Origin of the sequence: Paenibacillus sp. RUD330, assembly GCF_002243345.2 — a bacterium.
In the GTDB taxonomy this organism is placed as follows: Bacteria; Bacillota; Bacilli; order Paenibacillales; family Paenibacillaceae; genus Paenibacillus_O.
The window spans coordinates 3,652,291-3,674,899 of record NZ_CP022655.2 but is presented as its reverse complement, the minus strand read 5'-3'; the positions used below and the strand labels follow the sequence as shown (position 1 = coordinate 3,674,899).

The following is a 22,609-nucleotide window of genomic DNA, read 5'->3' as shown; positions in this document are numbered from 1 at the left end:
AAGAGGGATGAAACCGTATCGGTTTGCCCTGGGAAAGATAAATCCGCCCTATGGATGGAAGGAGATTCCATCGCTAAACTGGAGAAAGCAAGCCTGCCGATTTATGAAAGCGCTTGCTGAAACGGGGTCGAGGAGGTGGAAAGGGCTGCCGAATCAGCGGCAGCACACGCAGCAGCGGTTGCAGCCAGAGGATGCCGCAATTCATGATCCGATCGAGATCAAAAGGAGGAACTTATGAACAAATCCCATCGTCTCACCCGTCGCCGCCTGCTCTCTCTGCTCGTCGCCATCGCCATGCTGGCCACGGGGATGTCCCTGTCCGCCAGCCAGGCATCCGCCGCATCGGCGTTCGCCCAGACGGCCGCTTCCGGCTACAGCAGCCAGTCCGGCATCCAGCTCGAAGCCTCGAGCGAGGGAGGCCAGAACGTCGCCTTCATCGACAACGGCGACTACATCGCGTTCACGGGAGTCGACTTCGGCAGCGGAGCATCGTCGCTCGACGTCCGCGTCGCCAGCAACAACAGCGGCGGCAGCATCGAGGCGCGCCTCGACAGCGCGGGCGGCACGCTCATCGGCACCTGCGCCGTCCCGGGCACGGGAGGCTGGCAGAGCTGGCAGACGAAGTCATGCTCCGTTTCCGGAGCAAGCGGCGTCCACACGCTTTATCTCAAATTCACCGGAGGCGCCGGCAACCTGTTCAACATTTTATGGTTCAAGTTCAATCAGGCATCGGCGCCTAGCGGCGGAGACGTCGTCGGCAAGCTGTTTGCGGGCTATCAGGGCTGGTTCAACGCCGCCGGCGACGGCTCGCCGAACGGAGGCTGGGTGCACTGGTCCAAGAACAGCAGCGCTCCGGCGGCGACCGGCAACGTCAACTTCGAGCTGTATCCCGACATGAGGGAATACACGAAGTCGTACCAGACCGGACTCGGCAGCTTCGGCAACGGCTCCGCGGCCAAGCTGTTCTCCTCCTATGACCAGGAGACGGTGAGCAAGCATTTCGAATGGATGAAGACGTACAATATCGACGGAGCCGCCCTCCAGCGCTTCGGCGCGGATGAGAGCGACACGCCGAACAACTGGAAGACGAACCGCGACAGCGTCGCCGTCAAGGTGAAGAACGCGGCGGAGGCGAACAGCCGCAAGTTCTACGTCATGTATGACATCACCGGCATGAACGCCTCCAACTGGGTCAATGCCGTCAAGCATGACTGGACGACGAACGTCGTGAACGCGATGGGCCTTCCCTCGTCCAGCGCCTACGCCAAGCAGAACGGCAAAACCGTCGTCTGCATCTGGGGCATCGGCTTCACCGACCGTCCCGGCACGGCTGCCGAGTCGGCGGGCCTGATCAGCTGGTTCAAGCAGCAGGGCGTCTACGTCATCGGCGGCGTGCCGGCCTACTGGCGCACGGGCGTCAACGACTCCAAGGCCGGATTCCTCGACGTGTACAAGTCGCTGGACATGATCTCCCCGTGGTTCGTCGGCCGCTTCCACGACATGAACGACGCGGACAGCTGGAAGACCAACGTCTGGCAGCCGGACTACACGTTCACGCAGCAGAACAATATCGCCTACCAGCCGGTCATCTGGCCGGGCTCGGCCTGGTCCAACATGACCGGAGGCCCGCGCAACGAGAATCCGCGCATGCACGGCGATTTCATGTGGAGGCAGGCTTACGACATGAAGTCGGTCGGCATCAACACCGGCTACGTGGCGATGTTCGACGAATACGATGAAGGAACGGCCATCGCCAAAATCGCCGAGAACAGCTCCATGATTCCGACGAATCAATACTTCCTGACGCTCGACGCGGACGGCGTGTCGGTATCGTCTGACTTCTACCTGAGGCTTGCGGGAGACATCAACCGCATGTTCAAGGGAGAGCTGCCGGTCACGGCGACCCATCCGACAAGCCATCGCTGAGCCGCCAAAGCCCCCATGGGACGATATCGTCCCATGGGGGCTTTTTCGCGTGGACTCCGACAAAGCCAAGATCGGCCTGCAAAAGCCAATACCGCCTCCTGTAAGCTCTGCCGTCTCCTGCGCTACGATGAAAAGGCGAGGCGGACAGCCGCCGCAAGAAAAGACTCCAAGCTGAATACAGAAAAGGTGGTTGGCCATGAACAGAAAAGCAGGTTTCATCCTATCGACGATGACGGCATCCGCTCTCTTGCTGAGCGCTTGCTCGGGCGGCGGAGGCAACGATAACGCAGCGGGCTCCGGCAAGGAGCTGACGATGTGGACATGGAAGGTGGCGTACACGCCGGGCTTCGAGGCGGCGGCCAAGCTGTACGAGCAGAAGACGGGCGTGAAGGTCAAGATCGACACGTTCACTCCGGACGACACGTACCGGCAGAAGTTCCAGGCGGCGGCCAACTCCAAGAACCTGCCGGATGTCATCAACTGGTGGGCGACGGCGGGCGACTCCATCGAAGGCTCCGTGCTGGAGCTGTCCGGCGAGATCAAGGACGACGTCCTTGGGAAATACGTCGGCACCGCGATGGACCCGATCCGCATCACGCAGAGCCAGGCGGACTCCTGGAAGACCGACAAAAATGCCACGACGGTCCAGAAAGGGCTGAAGGTCGGCGAATTCTACGGCCTGCCGCTCGACATCGGAGGCTTCTTCACCTTCTACGGCAACAAGAAGCTGCTGGAGGACGCCGGGGTGAAGGCGGAAGCGCCGAAAACGTGGGAGGAATTCACTGCGATGATGGAAGCCGTCAAGGCGAAGAGCGGCACGCCGGGCCTCGTGTTCGGAGCGAAAATTCCGGACCTGTGGGAAAACTGGGCCGGCTCGGCGCTCTCCATCATGCATGGCGGACCACAGGGCTACATCGACCTGCTGGAGCGCAAGGCCAAAATGAGCGATCCCGCCAACCTGCCGGTCGTCAAGGCGATGGAGACGCTGGCGGGCAAGGATCTGCTCATGCCGGGCATCCTGTCGACCGACATCGACGGCGCCGATCAGGCGTTCGCGGCAGGCAAGGCGGCGTTCGATCTCGGAGGCTCCTTCACGATGTCGACGCTGCTCGCCATGGGCATGAAGCCGGAGGATATCATCACGTTCCCGGTGCCGCCGCTGGAAGGCTCCAAAATCCAGGCCTGGACGACCGATCCGTTCACGCTGACGCAGCTGTCGGTGAACAAGGATTCCAAAAACCGCGATGCGGCGCTTGATTTCATCACCTTCATGACAACCGATCCCGATGCGGCCGTTGCGTTCGCCAATGGAGCCTATACGGTGCCGGCTGTCAATCTCGGCGAGCATGCCGCCAAGCTCGACCCGAATCTGAAGTCCATCTCGGACGCGTTCGCCAAGGAGCCGGGACCTTATTCCGAGGCTTCCCCGGCGATCAACTCCTTCCGCGGCAAGCACAAGGAATGGGAAGTGTTCGCCCAGTCCCTGCAGTCGGTCATCGAGAAGAAGATGACGGCGGAGCAGGCGGCGAAGAAATTCGACGACACGATGGCGAAGCTTGAGGCGAGCGGCAACTAAGTCCCGATCCATCCGGCCGGCCGGCGCATCCAGCGCCTGCCGGCCGTTACTCCAAGAGCCTGAAGGTGATGTTTGAGATGGTAACGACAAAAAACAAATGGGTTCCGTATCTGTTCCTGCTGCCCGGCGTGCTGCTGTTTCTCGGCGTCGGGGTGTATTCGGTCGGATTCTCCATCATGCTCAGCTTCTACAACTGGTCGGGCATCGACTTCTCGACGGCCCGCTTTGAAGGGCTGGCGAACTTCCGCCAGTTCCTGCTCGGCGACGATCCGATCGTCACGCAGAACTTCTACAAGGCGCTGCTGCACAACGCGCTGATCGCCGTCTTCCAGGTGATCATCGTCGTGCCGGTGTCGCTCGTGCTGGCGTTCACCCTGCAGAACACGAAGATGGCCGCGATGTACCGCACCGTCTATTTCCTGCCCATGATCGCGTCCGGGGTAGCGATCTTCTACGTGTGGAAAGGGCTGTTCGAGCCTGCCGGCGCGCTCAATTCGCTGTTCCAATGGATCGGCCTGGACTTCCTGGTCATTCCCGGAGGCATGCTCGGCAGCTCGTCGACCTCGCTCACGGGCATCATCCTGACGACGATCTGGGGCGGGCTTCCGGGCACGCTCATCCTGTATTATGCGGGACTTACGTCCATCGACCCAACTCTCTACGAGGCGGCCAGCGTGGACGGAGCGAGCAAGACGACCCTCATCCGCAAGATCACATGGCCGCTGCTCAAGCCGATCACGCTGATCGCCGTCATCCAGATGATCAACGGGGCGTTCCAGACGTTCGAGAACGTGTTCATCATGACCGGCGGGGGTCCGGGCGGAAGCTCCGAGGTCATCGGAACTCTCGTGTACCGCACCGCATTCCTCGACAACGACTACGGCTTGGCAAGCGCCATCGGATGGGTGTCCTTCCTCGTAACGGGAGTCATCGCCATCTTCAGCATCCGATCCTTCCAGGCGGACATATAGGAGGGTACCCGCATGGTCAAATACTTGAAGCATCTACTACTTGTCGTGTACGGCGTCACCTGCGTGTACCCGTTTCTGTGGATGATCGGGACGTCTCTCAAGACGACCCAGGACTCGCTCGCGAATCCGCAATCCCCCTTTCCCAAGGCGGCGCCGCTCTGGTCCAACTTCGGAGAGGTATGGAACAAGCTGAACTTCTACCAGTTCTTCGTCAACAGCGTCGTCGTCAGCCTCTTCGTCATCATCGGCGTCGTCGTCATCTACACGATGATGGGGTATTCGTTCGCCAAGTTCAGGTACCGCGGCAAAAAAATCTTCTATTACACGTTCATCGCCCTGCTGCTCGTGCCGGGCGTGACGACGCTGATTCCGCTCTATATCAACATGACGAATCTCGGCCTGCAGAACTCGTACATCGGCATGATCCTGCCGATGATCAACGGCGCGGCTCCGTTCGCGATCTTCCTGTTCACGAGCTACTTCCGGACGATCTCGCATGAGCTGTACGAGAGCGCCGTGCTCGACGGCTGCGGCAGCTTCAAGATCTACTGGCGCATCTACCTGCCGCTGGCGCTGCCGGCGATCGGCACGATCGCGATCCTCAACTTCATCGGCAGCTGGAACAACATCCTCTGGCCGATGATCATCGTCGACAAGCAAAGCATGTTCACGCTCCCGATGGGGCTCATGTACCTGGACTCCTCGTCGTTCAAGAAGTGGAACGAGCTCATGGCCGGCGCGCTGATCACGGTCATTCCGATCCTGATGGCGTTCCCGTTCATGCAGAAGATGTATGTCAAGGGCATGACGGTCGGCTCGGTCAAGATGTAAGGCAGGGCATCGGCCCGCGAATATACTGAGATAGGATGATCGGCAAAATGAAGACGAAAACGGCGCATGTCATCGCGCATTCGCATTGGGACCGGGAGTGGTATCTCCCGTTCGAGACTCATCGGCTCCAGCTCGTTAAGCTGATGGACGACCTCATCGAGACGTTCCGGGACGATCCGGACTTCGGCAGCTTCCATCTCGACGGGCAGTACATCGTGCTGGAGGATTATTTGGCCGTGAGGCCCGAGCGGGAGGCGGAGGTGCTGAAGCTCGTCCGGCAGGGCAAGCTCGTCGTCGGTCCGTGGTACATTCTCCAGGACGAGTTCCTCGTGAGCAGCGAGGCCAACGCCCGCAACCTGCTCATCGGCATCAAGGCTTCGGAGAAGATCGGCGGCGTCGCGAGGATCGGCTATTTCCCGGATTCCTTCGGCAACATGGGTCAAGCTCCGCAGCTCATCCGCCAGGCCGGCATCACGACGGCCGTATACGGGCGCGGAGTCAAGCCGGTCGGCTTCAACAACGAGGTGCAGGAGGGCGGCGAGCATACGTCCCGGTATTCCGAGATGCACTGGGAGTCGCCGGACGGCACGCGGGTGCTGGCGATTCTGTTCGCGGGCTGGTACAACAACGGGGCGGAGATTCCGGCGGAGCCGGAGGCGGCTCGCGAATACTGGCAGCGCAAGCTGGCGGACGCCGAGGCGTTCGCCTCGACGGACCAGCTGCTGTTCATGAACGGCTGCGACCATCAGCCGCTGCAGAAGGATCTGTCCGAGGCGCTGCGCGCCGCGGCGGAAGTCAGGCCGGATGTCGAGTTCCGGCAGTCGAGCTTCCCCGAGTATGTCGCGGCGCTGGAGGCGGAGCTGCCCCGGAATCTGGACGTCGTCAAGGGCGAGCTGCGCAGCCAGTTCACGGACGGCTGGATCACGCTCGTGAACACGGCTTCGGCGAGGGTGTACATCAAGCAGGCCAACGTGTCGGTTCAGACGCTGCTGGAGAAGGTGGCGGAGCCGCTGTCGGCGATGGCGACGCTCGCGGGTGCCGCATATCCGCGCGAAGAGCTGCTCTACGCCTGGAAAACGCTGCTGCAGAACCATCCGCATGACAGCATCTGCGGCTGCAGCGTGGACGAGGTGCATCGCGAGATGATGACCCGCTTCGCCAAGGCGCGGCAGGTGGCGGAAGCTCTCGCTCTCAGGGGCGCGGAGCGGCTGGCTGCGCGCGTGGACACTTCCGGCTTCGGCGAGGGCTCGCGTCCGTTCGTCGTGTTCAACACCTCGGGCCATGCGCGGGGCGGCGTCGTAAAAGCGGCCGTCGACCTGGAGCGGTTTTACTTCGACCATCGCCAGCCGCATGAGCGGTACGACGAGCTGGCGCCGGCGTTCGATTCGCTAGGTGTCGACAATTGGATCGTCGTCGACGAAGAGGGGCGGCAGGTTCCGGCCGTGCTGCGCAAGGTCGGACTGGAATTCGGCTATGACCTGCCGGAGGACCGCTTCCGCCAGCCGTACTGGGCTTATCGCATCGAGGCCGAGCTGCATGCCGAGCCGATGCCTGGCATCGGGTATCGGACGTATGCGCTCGTGCTTGCCGGGAGAGAGACGCGGGCTTTGTCTGACGGAGACGCGGGTTGGGTTGCAGCGCCGCTCGGCAGCAGAGGCGAGGCGTCATCGGCCGTGTCGACGGCGGCCGAGGAGCCGGAGGGAAATCCGCTGAAGGCGTCGGGACGCGTCATCGGGAACGGACAGGTGTCTGTCGAGGCGGCCGAGGACGGCTCCTTCACGCTGACGGACAAGGAGAACGGCCGCGTTTATGCCGGGCTCGGCGCCTACGAGGATACGGGAGACATCGGCAACGAGTACATGTACCGGCAGCCTGACGGCGAAGAGCCGCTGACGACACGCGGACTTCGGGCGGAGGTTCGGATTGCGGAGCATACGGCCGTGCAGGCCGTTCTGGAAATCGTCCACCGCTGGCAGCTGCCGGTCGGAGCGGACGGGACGCTGGACCGGGAGGTCGCGTCCATGGTTCCGTTCCGCTGCCGCAAGTCTCGGCGCACAGCGGAGACGGCCGAGGTGAAGATCGTCACGAGACTGACGCTGGAGCGGGATTCGCGCTCGGTCGCGATCTCAAGCACGATCGACAACACGGTCCGCGACCACCGGATCCGCATGCTGTTCCCGACGGGACTTGCGGCGGATGCCGTGACGGCGGATTCCATCTACGAGCTGGCCCGGCGGCCGATCAGGCCGGAGGCGGCCTGGACCAATCCGAGCAACGCCCAGCATCAGAACGCGTTCGTCAGCATCAGCGACGGCAAGGCGGGGCTGACCGTCGCCAACCTCGGGCTGAACGAGTACGAGGCGCTGGAGGAGGGCTCGACGCTGGCCGTCACGCTGCTGCGCGGGACGCGGGAGCTCGGCGATTGGGGCGTCTTTCCGACTCCGGAAGCTCAGTGCCTGGGCGTCCACACGCTGGAAATGAAGCTCATCGCCCATGACGGCGATGTCGCGGATTCGAGAGCCTTCGTCGAGGCGTACCAGTTCCCGGTGCCGTGGACGGCGGTCCAGACCGGCGTGCATGGCGGAGCGCTTCCGGCTTCGCGGGAGATGGTCGCTTGGCAGGGCGAAGGACTCGCGTTCAGCGCGCTCAAGGCGGGCGAGGACAGCGACGACCTGTTCCTGCGCGTGTTCAACGTGACGGGAGAGGAAACCTCGCTGAAGGTGAGGCCGGTGCTGCCTGCGGAAGCGGATTGGTACGAGGATTTGGATGGTACGAGAACTCAAATGGATGAGAGCACGATCTGGAATGATCCGGGAACCCAGATGGATGAGAGCACGATCATGAACGGTTCGGGAACCCAGATGTATGAGAGCTCGATCATGGAAGAGGCCGGCGCGGCTCTGGAGGGCTCCCAAGGCGAGTTCGTCCAGGCTGTCGGACCGGCCAAGATCGTCACGGTCGGCATCCGCCGTCCGTAAGGAGGGATAGCAATGGCCAAGATCAAGGATATCCAGTGCATCCGCACGAGAGAGAACGGCTGCTGGACGATTGTGAAGGTCGTCACCGACCAGGACGGGCTGTACGGACTGGGCTCCGCCTCGGATCTGTACAACCCGGAGGCGGTCGTGCAGGTGATCGAGCAGCTGCTCAGGCCGCTGCTGATCGGCAAGGACGCCGCCAACATCGAGGATCTGTGGAACGTGATGAGCCTCAGCGCCTACTGGCGAAGCGGCGGCATCCTGCAGACGGCTGTCGGCGGCATCGACATGGCGCTGTGGGACATCAAGGGCAAGGAAGCGGGCCTGCCGGTGTACCAGCTGCTCGGAGGAGCGGCCCGTGCGGCCGTTCCTTGTTACGGGCATGCGGGCGGCCGCGACCTGGCTGAGCTCAAGGAGGATGTGCAGCGCTTCATCGAGGAGGGCTACACTGTCATCCGGGTGCAGATGGGCGGTTACGGCGGAGGCGGCTTCATCGACAGCTCGCGGGCCCGGCTGCCGGAGAATGCATGGTCGCGGAATCAGGTCTTCGACGAACAGGCCTATGTGTCCGCCATTCCCCGGATGTTCGAGGGGCTGCGGCTGGAGTTCGGGCCGGATGTGCAGTTCACGCATGACGTGCATGAGCATCTGTCTCCGGTGCAGGCGATCCAGCTGGCGCGGAACCTGGATCCATATCGGCTGTTCTTCCTGGAGGACGCGCTTCCTCCCGAGCAGCTCGGCTGGTACCGCCATCTGCGGGCTTCGTGCTCAACGCCTCAGGCGGTAGGCGAGCAGTTCACGAATGTGCAGGAGTGGCTGCCGCTGATCTCGGAGCGGCTGATCGACTTCATCCGCGTCCGCGTGTCCAAGGCGGGCGGCATCAGCGCCTGCCGCAAGATCGCGGCGGTCGCCGAGGCGTTCGGCGTCCGCACCGCCTGGCAGGAGGGCGGGGAGAACGATCCCGTCAACCAAGCGGCGGCGGTGCATCTGGACATGGCGCTGTGGAACTTCGGCATCCAGGAAGTGAACCATTTCCGGCCGGAGGAGCGGGAAGCTTTTCCGGGATTGATACAGCGTAAAGGCGGTTACCTGTATCCGAACAACAAGCCGGGACTCGGCATCGAGCTGGATGAAGTCAAAGCTGCAGGCCTGCTGCGCAAAGGCTGGGACAGCTCGAAGTACCATCATCCTTATGCGCTGGACCGCAAGGCGGATGGGACGCTGGTTCGGCCTTGATGGCGGCTGTTCCTTGGAATAGGAGCGATCCAGTACGGCGAAGATCGTCGGGCAGCCAGGCAGAACCGCTCTACACAATGGTTTTTGCGCTGGGGAACGGATCTTATTGAAGCAGCGGGGACAAGCGAAGAGGAGGCGGCACATGAAAACAGTTGCGGTTACGGGCGGCAGCGGCAAGCTGGGATCGGAGGTCGTGCGCCAGTTGAAGGAAGCCGGATTCGACGTCGTTTCGCTGGATAGCCGCATCTCGGACAAGCTGCCTTGCAGGCAGCTTCAGGTGGACATGAACGATTTGGGGCAGGTGATGAGCGCTTTGCGCGGAGCGGAGGGCATCGTTCATCTGGCGGCGATTCCGGCGCCGGTCGGGTTCCCGCACAACCATATTTTCACCAACAATGTCATCGGCGGGTTCAATATCCTGGAGGCGGCTTCCCTGCTCGGCATCAAGCGCGTCGTGATGGGATCAAGCACGTCCTGTTACGGGTTCGCCTGGGCGGAAAAGCCCTTTGCGCCGGCTTATCTGCCTGTCGACGAGGATCATCCCCATCTCGCCCAGGAGGGCTACGGCCTGTCCAAGACGCTGAACGAGCAGACGGCGGCGATGTTCAGCCGCCGCAGCGGGCTGGAGACCGTCAGCCTCCGCTTCTCCCTGATCGCGGCTCCGCAGGAGTATGCTCATCTGCGGGAAGCGATGAAGCGGCCGGAGGCTTTCCGCAAGATTCTATGGAGTTATGTCGATCTGCGGGACGCCGCGGCTGCTTGCGTGCTCGCTCTGACGGCGGAAGGAATCCATGGCGCGGAGGTGCTGAACATGACCGGGGATGATACGCTGAGCGAGCTGGATACGGCAGACCTGACGAGGGTGTATTATCCCGAGGTGAAGGAATTTAAGAAGGAAATGACCGGGCGGGAGCCGCTGTTCAGCAATGAGCGGGCAAAGCGGGTTTTGGGCTGGAAGCCGGGGTATTGCTGCGGAGATAACGATACGGGTGATTAGGATCGCTGCACTCAGCCATTGCACACGGTTGGATTCATCATGTTTGTTCAAGTTTCAAGTCCGCATAAAATGCGGGCTTTTTTCTTTACATACCTTTAACGAGCCGGCCTGGAAGGTGAAGAGAGCATCTAGATCCTTTATTCGTTTCCCACCCATGGACTGCTGTTGGAAATGAGGTCTCCGCCACTTCCATCTGAAGAAGCTTGTCTAAAAAGGCGGTATAAGCTATATTTTTGTCAGCGGCTCAACATGCCCATTTGTGAGCATTTGCATGCCTGGCCAGAAGTAGCCGCAGCGGTCGGCAAGCTTGCGAACCGCTCATTCCATACCCTTCCCCCCTGTTCACCTTGGCCGGTTGCGACCGTTCATATTTTCATAGAGGCAGGTCCGCGTTGCACCGCCGAAGTGCCGCATAGCGCGAGAGCAGCTCGACAACGTGTCCAGCCGCTCGTTTTCAATAATTTCCACATGCAGCATACGTGTTACGTGAATGCCCCAGCACCATGACGAAGTCAAGATTGACGCTTGCAAGAACCGTTCCACTTTGCATAAAATAGCCCTCAATCCTATTGAGCTGCGGCCCAGGCGCGTCTCACAGCGCCCGTCTTTTGATATATAGACCGAGCATCGTCGTTCGACCTTCGCAGTCGTCGAAGAGGACGACCGCATGGAGACGTCCTTCTTCCATACGCTTCAGGGATCGTTTATTGCTTGTGGCATAAAGACCATCCATCTATACAAGGCTCATTTTGCAGATATAAAAAGGGGGAAGCAAGGTGGGGCGTCTACTGAAGCAGAAATTGCATGCCCGTTCCGTATTCGTGAAGCTGATGTCGAGCTTTCTGCTGATCATTCTTTTGTACGGTTCGTTCATCTTGATTTCCCAGTCTTATTTCAAGAAGAAGCTGCACGAAGAAGTGGTGACATACAGCGGCTCAAATCATGCAAGTATGTCACGGGATTTTGAACAGTATTTTCAGGTTTTGAACAGTGTGACGATCAATTATTTCATTAGCAATGATTACATTAACAGCAATAATAATAGCTTTCGAAAAGATCTCGACTATGTTTCTGCATCCGATTTCATCAGCAGCATTCATCGATTTGTACTTAATCCGCAGCTGTTTCTGAAGAATATGCTTGTTTTTGACGCTCATCATTCATTGGTATTTGATAATGCCCGAGGTCAAAGTCCGGAAGCCATGTTTCAGGCCCACTATGGCAGCCCAAAATATTCAAGCGAATTCTGGGAGCAGGAAATCGCCTCGGGCATCCGCTCGAAAATGTATCCTGCAACCGTCCTCTCCGTTAAAACGGGTTCCGAGCCGAATCAGATCATGCCCTACTTGGTTAAAAGCGTGGCGTATCCGAACTTCGCGATTCTTGCGTTCATTGATATCAAGCCTTTGTTCCGGGACATAAACCGTATGATAAGCGGTCCCTTTTACATCCTGGATTCGAACGGATCGTTGCTGTATTCGACCGACACCGCCGACATAAGCCAATTTCCAAGATGGGATTCAAATAGGAAATGGTTGAAAAAGGGCGGCAGTTACTATTTTTATGAGAAAGGCGAGAATACAGGTTTCACTTATGTCCAAATGGTGCCGGACGAGCAAATCGCCTCCCTTGCGTCCATGAATATCACGCTGACTGTGCTTTTTTTAGTATCGATTCTGATCGGCGTTTTGGCATCGGTGTTTTTCAGCATGAGGTTCAATAATCCCCTAAAAGAAATCATTCAGTCTATTCGTCAGTTCAACCAGGATGAAGATATGGATAGGATCAATGAGTTTGACCTGATCAGAACCAATATTCATCGGATTGTAAGCTCGAAATCGGAGTATCAGGAGATGGAGAAGCATAAGTCTTCATTGAAATATTACGCTTATATGAACCGTGTAAAACGAATACGGGGAATCGGCCAGGAGCTGAACCAGCAGGATGAGGAGCAGAGGCCTTATCGATTCATTTTGGTTCAGCTCTCGTTCAAGCGAAAGCATAAGGATGATCTGGATCAGGAACGGATCGTTTATTATATCCGCGAGTTTATCGATCTCAGCTTCAAGGAAGCGGGCAGCTCCCATACGTTTCAGATTGAAAGCAATCAGGTGTTGACCATCGTGTATGAGAACCCCGATCAACCTGATTTGATGGATTCATTGCTCCGACTGAAAAGTGTAGTCGACAATGATGGGGACTATTTATTTGCGACTGTGGCAGTCAGCCGCCGGTTCGAACATGCTTCCGACATGACGGCCGCATACGAGGAGCTTTTGGATTTGATCAAGTACAGGCCTTTTACTGCGGATTCGCAAATTGTGTATGAAACCCAAACGACTGCCAAAAGGTTCGTTCCTTCCATAACGAAGATGCAGGAAATCGACATTAACCTGCAAGAAGGGAACCCCGAGCTGGTGATGCAGTCGTTGAAGAGCATCCTGCTGGAGATGAAGTCCAAAAACGCGGGAATGTATTTGTTTCACCGGTTTTTCGGAGAAATACACGAGAAGATAAGCCGAATGCATCTCCATGCACATACCGAGGGAATACCCGAAGTGAACCCAAATGACATCCATTGCATCGAGGATATCGAGCATGAGCTCGAAATATCGGTCCAAAAGACGACTTCCATCGTCAAGCTGCGAAAAGAAAAAGAGAAGTCGATCGTCAGTCTCGTTCTCAAATATATCGAGGAGCATTACGAGGAAGATGTCACCCTTGATTCGGTCGCTGGAAAGCTGGGCATTACCGGCAGATATTTGTCTATGCACTTCAAGGAAAGGACAGGCGTGAATTTTACGGACAAGGTGAATGAGGTTCGTGTCCATAAAGCGATGGAGCTGCTGAAAAAAACCGATCTGCAGATTCAAGAGATTGCTGCGCAGACCGGTTATAATACGCTCAGTTCCTTTAACCGGTCGTTTAAAAAAATAGCTGGCGTTACTCCACGGGCATACAGAAGATCGATAGATTCGTAAATGAAGCGGCATGGCCAACCTCCACCCCCTTGCACGAGGGTGGAGGTTTTTAGCGTTTTCATAGGTGTGACGATCTGTTCAGATACTGTGCATATTTACAGCTCGTACGCATTCAACGCTCGGAAGTTGAAAAAGCGCCGATAGGCAAGGATGCTGCCTTGTCTTACGATGAATCTGCATCAGACAACATGAAAGGAGATTCAACGCATGTCATCCAACGCACAGATCGCAGGCGCCAGCAAGCCGAAGATTGCTCGGCAAGCATTTTGGGCAAGGCTTTGGAGGGAACGGTACTTATTTGCATTGCTGTTGCCGGGACTTTTATATTTCATCATTTATAAATACATCCCGATGGCAGGCAATGTAATCGCTTTTCAAAACTTCAAGCCTTTGATCGGGTTTGTAGAAAGCGAGTGGGTGGGATTCAAGCATTTTGAAAAGCTGTTCCAGGACAGGGAAGTCATTCGGGTCATATGGAATACGCTGTATCTTTCTTTTCTGCAGATTATGTTCTCCTTCCCGATCGCGATCGTTTTATCGCTCATGCTGAACGAAGTCCGCAACGGAAAGGTTAAACGAGTTGTTCAGTCCATCGTGTACCTTCCGCACTTCTTGTCTTGGGTCGTGGTCATCGGACTCGTCACTTCGTTCCTGAAATCGGACGGAATCGTCAATGAGCTTTTTGCAGGATTGGGGCTGAAGACCGTCCCCTTCATGCAGAATCCGGACTGGTTCATGCCGCTTGTCGTGCTGGAGGTCATTTGGAAGGAATCCGGATTCAGCACGATCATTTTTTTGGCTGCTTTGTCGGCTGTGAATTACGAGTTGTATGAAGCTGCTGTCGTCGACGGCGCAAGCCGCATCAGACGGCTCTGGCATATTACGCTCCCGGCCATTCGCGGTACGATCGTCATCCTGCTGCTTCTCCGCTTGGGCAACGTGCTGGATGTCGGCTTTGAACAAATTTACTTGATGCTGAATCCGTTCAACAAAGACGTAGGCAACGTACTGGACACCTATGTGTACCTGAAAGGCATTCAACAGTCCGATTTCAGCTTCGCCACCGCGGTAGGTCTGTTTAAATCGGTGGTCGGATTTGTGCTGATTGTCGGCGCGAACCGGTTGGTGAAACGGATGACCGGAGACTCCATTTTCTAATTACCGGCATGGACAGGAGGCAAGTCAATGGAAAAATTCAGGAGCCGAAAAGAGAAGGCCGCAGATATCGCAAACGTCTTTTTCCTGATCGTTATTGCGCTGGTCATGCTGTTCCCCTTCTACTACATGATCGTCGTTTCCTTCACCCCTTATTCGGAGTATGTCCGTCACAACGTGGTGCTCTGGCCGCGGCAATGGTCATGGGACGCTTACTCGTTCATCTTCCATTCCCGATCGTTCGTTCGGTCTCTGGGGGTAACCGTCTGGATTACAGTGGCCGGGTCGCTGTTCAGCTTGGCGCTCACCTCCATGATGGCCTATCCGCTGACACGCAACATCTTCGGACAACGCTTCTTCATGTTCATGGTCCTGTTCACGTTTGTTTTCGGGGCGGGCATGATCCCGACTTATCTGGTCGTCAAGGCGACGCACTTGATCGATTCGTTCTGGGCGCTCATTATTCCCACGGCCATCAGTTCCTTCAATCTGATCGTATTGAGGCAATTCATGCTCGGCATTCCGAAGGAATTAATTGAAGCGGCAGTGATGGACGGAGCGAACGAGGGAAAAGTGTTCCGGAAAATTATTATTCCGTTGTCCAAGCCGGCGCTTGCCGCATTCGGATTATTCTACGCCGTAACGAATTGGAACACCTATTTCAATGCGCTGCTGTTCATCAACAATCCGGAAAAATGGCCGATCCAGGTCATTTTAAGGCAAATCGTCATTCTGAATCAGTCGATCGGCATCTCCGATGCGCGTCAGACGGGGATGATCGTCAACCCGCCTCCGCCGGAAACGATCGGAATGGCGGCCATCCTGATCGCGACGCTGCCGATCCTGGTCTTATATCCGTTTCTGCAAAAGCATTTTGCGAAGGGGGTGATGCTCGGTTCCGTGAAGGGGTGAAAACCCGCGCTTGCAGTAGAGAAAGAAATCGACCATCAGCAAAGGGAGGCTATCAAGCATGAAGGTTCGAAGGCTGTTTTTTTTACAAGCTCTCACCATCGCAGCATTGGCCGCGAATTTGGCCGCCTGTTCCGACACCACCGGGAATAGCCCGGATACGCCCAAGCCGTCCGGAGAAACGACTCCAGAAAAAATATCGATTTCGCTGATGGCGGGCACATGGGCAAACCCGATTCCTTCACCGGACAGCGAAGGCGTCAAGGCCATCAATGAGAAATTCCAGGTCGATTTCAAGCCGCAGCTGATGCCTTGGGACGTCTATTCGGAGAAGGTCAACGTGCAGATGGCCTCGGGGGATCTGCCGGACATCATTGCGACAGAATTTGCGGATTCCAACTTCGTGAGATGGGTGAGCCAGGGCGCGTTTTTACCCTTGAACGAATTTGTATCCCAATACGACACGATGAACAAGGTGGAGGATTTCATCTGGGACGCGTTGTCCGTGGACGGGAACATTTACGGGATTCCGAACTATTTTGCGACGAAGGGCGAAAAGAAGCCGATCATTCGGCAAGATTGGCTCGACAATCTGGGCTTGAGCATGCCGACGAACTACGAGGAGCTCCGGCAAGTTGCGCTTGCTTTTACCGAGAACGACCCGGATCAGAACGGAAAAAAGGATACGCTGGGATTCGGGCTGGCTAGGGACAACCTCAACATCTGGTACGATCCGGCATTCAGCGCTTATTACAAGATGGACAATTGGTATCACAAAAACGATGAGGGACAATTGATTCCCGGCTATATATCGCAAGCGAATAAAGAAAAGACGCAGCACTTGGCAACGATGTACAAGGACGGGTCGATCAACAAGGATTGGGCGATAACGACCTACAGCGACGTCTTCAAAGCTTTTGCGGCCGGCAAGGTCGGCATCTGGTGGGAGCAGCCGGGCGGAGAAAGCATCACGATGGATGTACTTCTTCAGAACGATCCAAAAGCGAAAGTCGCTCCGATTCCGCCGTTCGAGGCTCCGGACGGTACGAAAGGTTTCGTGCACGGCACAGGCTACTATACGGCGTACATGCTTAACGCCAAGCTGAAAGACAATCCGGAAAAGGTGAAGCGGATCCTGGAAATTCTGGAATATTTCAGACAGTACGTGCCAGTAGACCAGCAGAATCCCTCGAATGAGTATTTCGATTGGAAGTCCGGACACGAAGGAAAAGGCTATACGATGGAAAACGGCATCGCCCTCGTCGATCGCGAGAACTTTTCCACCTACGCGCCGGCAGCGCAGATTATCAACGCAGGCTGGACGACGAACGAGCAGACGTTGAAGGATTTCGTAACCAACGGCAGACCGGAATACAAGGATATGAATCAGGCTTTCATGGAACTGTACTCGCCGATGGAGTTTTACGTTAACCCGGTTAACCGGATTCATCCTCCGATGTATATGGAAAGAAAGAGCGAGCTGAATCAATATGTCGTCGACGAAATGACAAAGATGATCACCGGCCAAAGGCCTGTATCCGATTGGGACAAGATGGTGCAGGAGTACATGGCCAAGGGCGGGCAGGAAGTCATTGACGAAGTGAACGCAGATCTTCAGAAGCTGGGGATTGAAGGATCCTGGCAGCCCTAAAGCATGACCGCATAAGCAAAGAGGGAGAGGCCAGTCGATTTTACGATAAAGAATCGAGATCCTTTCCCTTTTTGAACCTACCTAGAAGAGGTGATTCATTGATGAAAAAGGCAGCCGCGATTTGGATTTGTATGGTGCTTCTGCTGCAAATCGCATGGACAAATACCGCTTACGGAGCCGAATGGGTCGATCCGCCCTTGGAAACGAACGCGCGCCTCGTGTACGAAACTTCGTTTGAAAATGCAAACGATCAGACATGGCTGTCCGGCGTAACCCGTTATGATTCAACGGAGCATGCCTTTGGAAGCAGCTCTTTGAAATATAACCGGACAGCAGCCGGCGATTATACGATTATTTCGAAAGCGCTTACCAAATTTGCGCCGGGAAAAGAATACTACGCCACCGCCTGGATTAAAACACAAGGATTGAGCGGTGCAGGCGGCGGGAAAGTGGCGATCGAAGCCTTTGACGCAAACGGAGCCTGGCTCGGCGGCAAATACGGCGAAGCTGTAAAAGCAGGTGATTGGACCTCTTTCAAGCTGGATAAGTACAGTCTTCCAGCAAATGCGGCCAAAGTGCTCATCCTGCTGTACCTGGATCAAAATACGACGGGGACGGCTTGGTTTGATGGCCTGAAAGTGTATGGAATCGGAGATGTTCCCGTAGCGGATCCGGAACCCGGCGCGCCGGAGCCTCCAGCTCGGCCCAATGCGGAAATCCTGTACCAAACCTCTTTTGAGGAACCGCATGATCCGGAGTACGTTTCCTCTTCGACCCGTTATGATGCGGGACAGTTCCGATCGGGAAGCCATTCCTTGCAGTATGCTCGAACCGACGCCGCGGATTATGTTCTCGTCCGAAAAACGTTTCCGGTTGCGGGGGGACAAGCTTATTACGTAAGCGGGTTTGCGAAGGCTCTGAATCTAGTAGGAGAAGCCGGCAAGGGAGCGAAGATTGCCATCGAAGCGTTCGATGCCGACGGAAATTGGATTCTTGGCCGATACAGCAATGCGGCCACAACGAACGAGTGGACGAACATGGCCACCGATACGTATTCGATTCCTCCCAATGCCACGCACATTAAACTGGTCGTTTATGTAGAAAAAGGGGTGACGGGAACCGTCTGGTTCGATGATATCAAGCTGTATCAGATCAAAACAAACGTTCTCTCGACCGAATTGATCAGTCCGTCTTATCGCGGCTTGTTGATGGAAGGCGACCATACCGAAATCAAAGTCAGAACCAGACTTGATTTAGGCGCCAACGACGCCAATCGGTACAGTACGTTGATCCAGCTGGTCGATTCCGCGAACCAGACGATAGCTTCCAAGGCCGATCCGACGGGGCAGGCCGATTTCACAGCCGCTTTTCCCGCGCAATCGCTGCCGTCAGGATCCTACAAGGTCAAAATTGAAGTAACCGACAAAACGTCGAATACGGTTTCCCAATCGGATGAGTGGGCGATAACCAAGCTGGGCGCCGCTGATCCTAAGCCGAAATCCTATGTCGATAAACACGGTCGGCTATTGATAGACGGCAAGCCCTTTTTCCCGCTGGGATTGTACTTTGGCTTTTTGAATGACGGCGAAATCAATGAATTGAAAAACAGCCCGTTCAACACGGCGCTTCCCTATCAATTCCAGGCGACGACCAATGAATTGCTGGACAAATTGAACCAGGCCGGGATCAAGTATATCCATGCGGTGAAAGACAAGGACACCTTCTTCAGCGGCCCGACGCTGGAGGCGGAGGCCGCGCTCATCGCTCAGCAAGTAAACAAATTCAAAAACCACCCGTCGCTTCTGGCCTGGTACATCAATGATGAAATGAACAAAACGGTATGGAGAGACAATTTGATTGCCCACAATAAAGCGATTGCGGCCAACGATTTCAATCATCCGTCCTATACGGTGGATATGGATTTGCCGAATGCGGATCTGTTCATGAAGTCGACGGATATTTTCGGCACCGATCCTTACCCTGTTTATGGCAAACCGGAAGACGCGGTATCCCGGCCGGGAGAATGGTCTAGAAGCACGAAGGCCGAACTGCCGAACCGAGCGATGTGGCATGTCGTCCAGGCCCACAACCTGAGCAACTATGATGCCGGCGTGGCATTGCGGGCACCTAATCTAGCGGAGCTGCGTTCCATGTCCTGGCAGTCCATTGCGGAGGGCGCGACAGGCCTCATGTATTATTCCTACTTCGATATCTTGCGCGACGCAAGCGGAACGCCATATGAGACACTATGGGGAAACCTCAAGCAAGTCGGGCAAGAAATCAAGCCCTTGATCCCGGTCATCATGTCTGTGGAGCCGACGCCGAACGTGCAGCTGATGAACGGCGGCAGCTGGCTGAACTGGACGGTGCGCCAGCATGAGGGGAAAACGTATGTCATTGCGGTCAACAACGGCAAAGAAGCTCGTCAGGCGTCCTTCAAGGTGCCGAATGCGACCGGCGTGAAAGTCGTTCATGGCAACCGCTCGATCCCGGTGACGGACGGTGCGTTTACGGATTCCTTCGAGGCGCTCGGCGTCCGTGTGTATGAAGTCTCGACGGCTCCGCAGGACACGACGCCGCCGACGGCAACGGTAGCTTACAGCCAGACAACGCCGACATCGGGCTCCGTCAAGGCGACGATCACGTTGAACGAACCGGCCACGATTATCAATAACGGCGGCTCGAGCAGCTACGACTTTCAGTTTAACGGCAGCTTTACGTTCGAGTTCGCCGATGCGGCAGGCAATCGCGGCACAGCGACGGCAACCGTGAACAACATTATCTCGAACAGCAAAGCCAAACCGAGTACGATTTCCCTGACTCACGACAATGGATGGGATAACGGGATTCAGGATGGCAAATACAATGTAAAGATGGACTTATGGAGCGGGAATAATGGAAAAGTATACAAGTTATTTGAAAACGATGTATGGATTGATACGAAGATTCTCCCGGAAAATTCACCTAGCGCCCAGCATGTCCAGACGGCCATTGCAAACAAGACGAATGGTACGTACCGGTATGTCGCGGAGCTTACGAATGCCTTCGGTACAACGCGCAGCAGCATGTTGACGGTACAAGTGTCGCAAGCAAATCCAGCGAAGCCCGTGCTGTCCAACAACAACTGGGATGGGGACGGAACGTACGCGGTCACGATGAACATGTGGTGGGGGACGAACGGCCGTACGTATAATCTGTATGAGAATGGAATTCTCATTCATACGCAGGAGTTGAACGACAACAGCCCGAATGCGTTATCGGTTGCGGTTAACCTCGCGAACAGGGCGAAAGGCTCCTATGAATATCGCGGCGAGCTCGTCAACTATGCGGGCGCGACCTCCAGCGACACGATGATCGTTAAGGTAACGAAATAGAGTATTTCCGTCATGATGCTGCCTCAAGACGTACGCCTGCTTGGCAGCCGTTTTGAGGCAGTTCGATTTCTTTATATTTGCAGATAACGTAGGGGGTTATAGAGGAGATGCTGCAACAAACGTTTGAGACCCGATGCCTAAGCTCGTTATCGAAAGTGTTTTGCGACGAAGAACTGCACGACAAGCCTTTCCGCAAGGCCTCCGCGCTGCTGGGAGAAACCTATTCGTTTCAGGTGGCGTTTCGTTCCGAGAACCAAGTCAAAGCGCTTCGGATCCGGATTGAGTCCGCTTTATGCGAACATATAACGATCCGATCAGTAGGCCTTGTGCCCTCGGAATTGCCATGCTTTGAAGATGCGGACGAGAATGTTCTGCGAACCACTCCGGGCTTGTATCCCGACCCTCTTTACCCGGATGAAGGGGGGAGGATAAAGGCTTTCCCGCAGCAATGGCGCTCCGTATGGGTAGCCGTTGGTATTCCTGAAACGCTCCATCCAGGACAGTATGGGATTCGAGTGACGTTCGAGAACGAGTCGGATGACTTGCTCGGCGAGGAAACATTTTCGCTAGCTGTCATTCCGGCAACGTTGCCGAAGCAGCGTCTCATTCACTCCGAATGGTTACATGCGGACTGCATCTCGACCTATTATGGCTGTCCGGTGTTCAGCGAAGAGCATTGGCGGCGTCTCGGACAATTTATCGAAACTGCCGCAGCGCATGGCATCAATATGATGTTGACCCCGCTGTTCACACCGCCTCTGGACACCGAGGTAGGAGGGGAGCGCCCTACGGTGCAGCTTGTGGATGTCGTCAGGAAAGGAATGGAGTATAGATTCAGATTTGATCGTCTGAAACGTTGGGTTGACCTATGCACGGATAAGGGCATTGAATATTTGGAGTTCTCCCACCTATTCACGCAGTGGGGTGCTAAGCACGCTCCGAAAATTGTAGCCTTCGACAACGGGGAGGAGAGGCGGATTTTCGGATGGGATACGGATGCTTCCGGAGAGGAATACCGCCATTTTATCAAGCAGCTGCTGCCCGAGCTTGTCAGGTTCTTGAAGGAGAATGATTTAGAACGACGCAGTTATTTCCACATATCGGATGAACCGTACGAGGAGCATTTGGATCAATACAAGACGGTGAGCGGGATGATTCACGAGCATCTTCATGAGTTTCCCTGTATCGACGCGCTATCGGATTATTCGTTCTACGATAAGGGGCTTGTGAAAATCCCGATCGCAGCCAACGATCATCTCTCCCCTTTTATAGAAAACGGGGTTGATCCACTGTGGACGTACTATTGCGTATCGCAGCGTCAAAAGGTGTCCAACCGCTTTTTCCATATGCCGTCCAGCCGCAATCGCATTATCGGGATACAGATCTACAAGTTTGGCATCGCCGGATTTTTGCATTGGGGATACAATTTTTGGTATGCCCAATATTCCAAAAAGAGCATTGATCCGTTCAAAGTGACGGACGCGGATGGAAATTTCCCATCTGGCGATCCTTTTCTTGTATATCCGGGAGAGCAGGGTCCGATCGAATCGATCCGCCTAGAAGTATTTTATGAAGCCCTTCAGGATTTGCGTGCGCTGCAATTGCTCGAGAGCAGACTTGGCAAAGAGAAGGTCATCGAGCTTCTCGAGGAGGGGCTCGCGGAGCCGATTACGTTCAGCCAATACCCCGTTTCGAGTGAATGGCTGCTTGCCATCCGCGAAAAGATTAATCAGGAAATTGCAACAGCAATAGGGTGAACATGGAGGAGCTCTCGATGGTTATTAATGGGGCTCTAGCTTCGGCACCTATATTTGGAGCCTCCGGTCCGACCGGTCAACTCACTGCAATTGGGACCCATCTGATCAACCTTCAGTTGAATACGCCAAACGGGTAATCGGAGTAAATACACGAACCGCAACGAGGGCGCCGAATTCGGTATCCTCGTTGCGGTTCGTTGGATTCATTATGCTTCCCGTCGCATCCAAAGCGCTGATGGAACGCTCTTCGATCGTGGAGGACTTCGA

General features: G+C 55.9%; 14 protein-coding genes. 13 read left to right on the top strand and 1 reads right to left on the bottom strand.

Annotation, left to right across the window (positions count from 1 at the left end; all coding sequences use genetic code 11):
- Positions 1-234: 234 nt before the first annotated feature.
- From CIC07_RS16600 to CIC07_RS16565, 8 genes are all read left to right on the top strand, one after another.
- Positions 235-1,926 (top strand): carbohydrate-binding protein, encoded by a 1,692-nt coding sequence (locus CIC07_RS16600; protein ID WP_083687895.1) that lies wholly within the window; start codon positions 235-237, stop codon positions 1,924-1,926.
- A gap of 196 nt (positions 1,927-2,122) precedes the next feature.
- A complete protein-coding gene (locus CIC07_RS16595) occupies positions 2,123-3,502 on the top strand; it encodes an ABC transporter substrate-binding protein (protein ID WP_076354502.1) in 1,380 nt (459 codons plus the stop codon).
- A 77-nt stretch (positions 3,503-3,579) separates the two neighbouring features.
- The gene (locus tag CIC07_RS16590) at positions 3,580-4,473 is read left to right on the top strand and encodes a carbohydrate ABC transporter permease (protein ID WP_076552899.1); all 894 of its coding nucleotides are present in this window, start codon (positions 3,580-3,582) and stop codon (positions 4,471-4,473) included.
- Between the two features lie 12 nt (positions 4,474-4,485).
- Positions 4,486-5,304: a carbohydrate ABC transporter permease gene (locus CIC07_RS16585; RefSeq protein WP_076354506.1), complete on the top strand. Its 819-nt coding sequence runs from the start codon at positions 4,486-4,488 to the stop codon at positions 5,302-5,304.
- A gap of 47 nt (positions 5,305-5,351) precedes the next feature.
- On the top strand, positions 5,352-8,282 hold the full coding sequence (locus tag CIC07_RS16580) for an alpha-mannosidase (protein WP_076354508.1): 2,931 nt from the start codon (positions 5,352-5,354) through the stop codon (positions 8,280-8,282).
- A gap of 12 nt (positions 8,283-8,294) precedes the next feature.
- On the top strand, positions 8,295-9,518 hold the full coding sequence (locus CIC07_RS16575) for an enolase C-terminal domain-like protein (RefSeq protein ID WP_076354510.1): 1,224 nt from the start codon (positions 8,295-8,297) through the stop codon (positions 9,516-9,518).
- Positions 9,519-9,660: 142 nt separating this feature from the next.
- A complete protein-coding gene (locus tag CIC07_RS16570; protein ID WP_076354512.1) occupies positions 9,661-10,515 on the top strand; it encodes an NAD-dependent epimerase/dehydratase family protein in 855 nt (284 codons plus the stop codon).
- Between the two features lie 776 nt (positions 10,516-11,291).
- Positions 11,292-13,496 (top strand): helix-turn-helix domain-containing protein, encoded by a 2,205-nt coding sequence (locus CIC07_RS16565; protein WP_076354514.1) that lies wholly within the window; start codon positions 11,292-11,294, stop codon positions 13,494-13,496.
- A gap of 200 nt (positions 13,497-13,696) precedes the next feature.
- Here CIC07_RS16565 and CIC07_RS25695 read toward each other — a convergent pair whose 3' ends face one another.
- On the bottom strand, positions 13,697-13,831 hold the full coding sequence (locus tag CIC07_RS25695) for a hypothetical protein (protein ID WP_277345216.1): 135 nt from the start codon (positions 13,829-13,831) through the stop codon (positions 13,697-13,699).
- Here CIC07_RS25695 and CIC07_RS16560 point away from each other — a divergent pair.
- The 5 genes from CIC07_RS16560 (at position 13,800) to CIC07_RS16540 (ending at position 22,342) form a co-directional block, all read left to right on the top strand.
- On the top strand, positions 13,800-14,654 hold the full coding sequence (locus CIC07_RS16560) for an ABC transporter permease (RefSeq protein WP_240923515.1): 855 nt from the start codon (positions 13,800-13,802) through the stop codon (positions 14,652-14,654). The two genes, CIC07_RS25695 and CIC07_RS16560, sit on opposite strands and share 32 nt — an antisense overlap.
- 27 nt (positions 14,655-14,681) lie before the next feature.
- Complete coding sequence (locus CIC07_RS16555; RefSeq protein WP_076354516.1) at positions 14,682-15,563, top strand: carbohydrate ABC transporter permease; 882 nt, start codon at positions 14,682-14,684, stop codon at positions 15,561-15,563.
- Between the two features lie 58 nt (positions 15,564-15,621).
- The gene (locus tag CIC07_RS16550) at positions 15,622-17,211 is read left to right on the top strand and encodes an extracellular solute-binding protein (RefSeq protein ID WP_076354518.1); all 1,590 of its coding nucleotides are present in this window, start codon (positions 15,622-15,624) and stop codon (positions 17,209-17,211) included.
- A gap of 101 nt (positions 17,212-17,312) precedes the next feature.
- Entirely contained in the window at positions 17,313-20,585 is a 3,273-nt protein-coding gene (locus tag CIC07_RS16545; protein WP_076354520.1) for a hypothetical protein, read from the top strand.
- 107 nt (positions 20,586-20,692) lie between these two features.
- The gene (locus CIC07_RS16540) at positions 20,693-22,342 is read left to right on the top strand and encodes a DUF4091 domain-containing protein (RefSeq protein WP_076354522.1); all 1,650 of its coding nucleotides are present in this window, start codon (positions 20,693-20,695) and stop codon (positions 22,340-22,342) included.
- Positions 22,343-22,609: the final 267 nt, after the last annotated feature.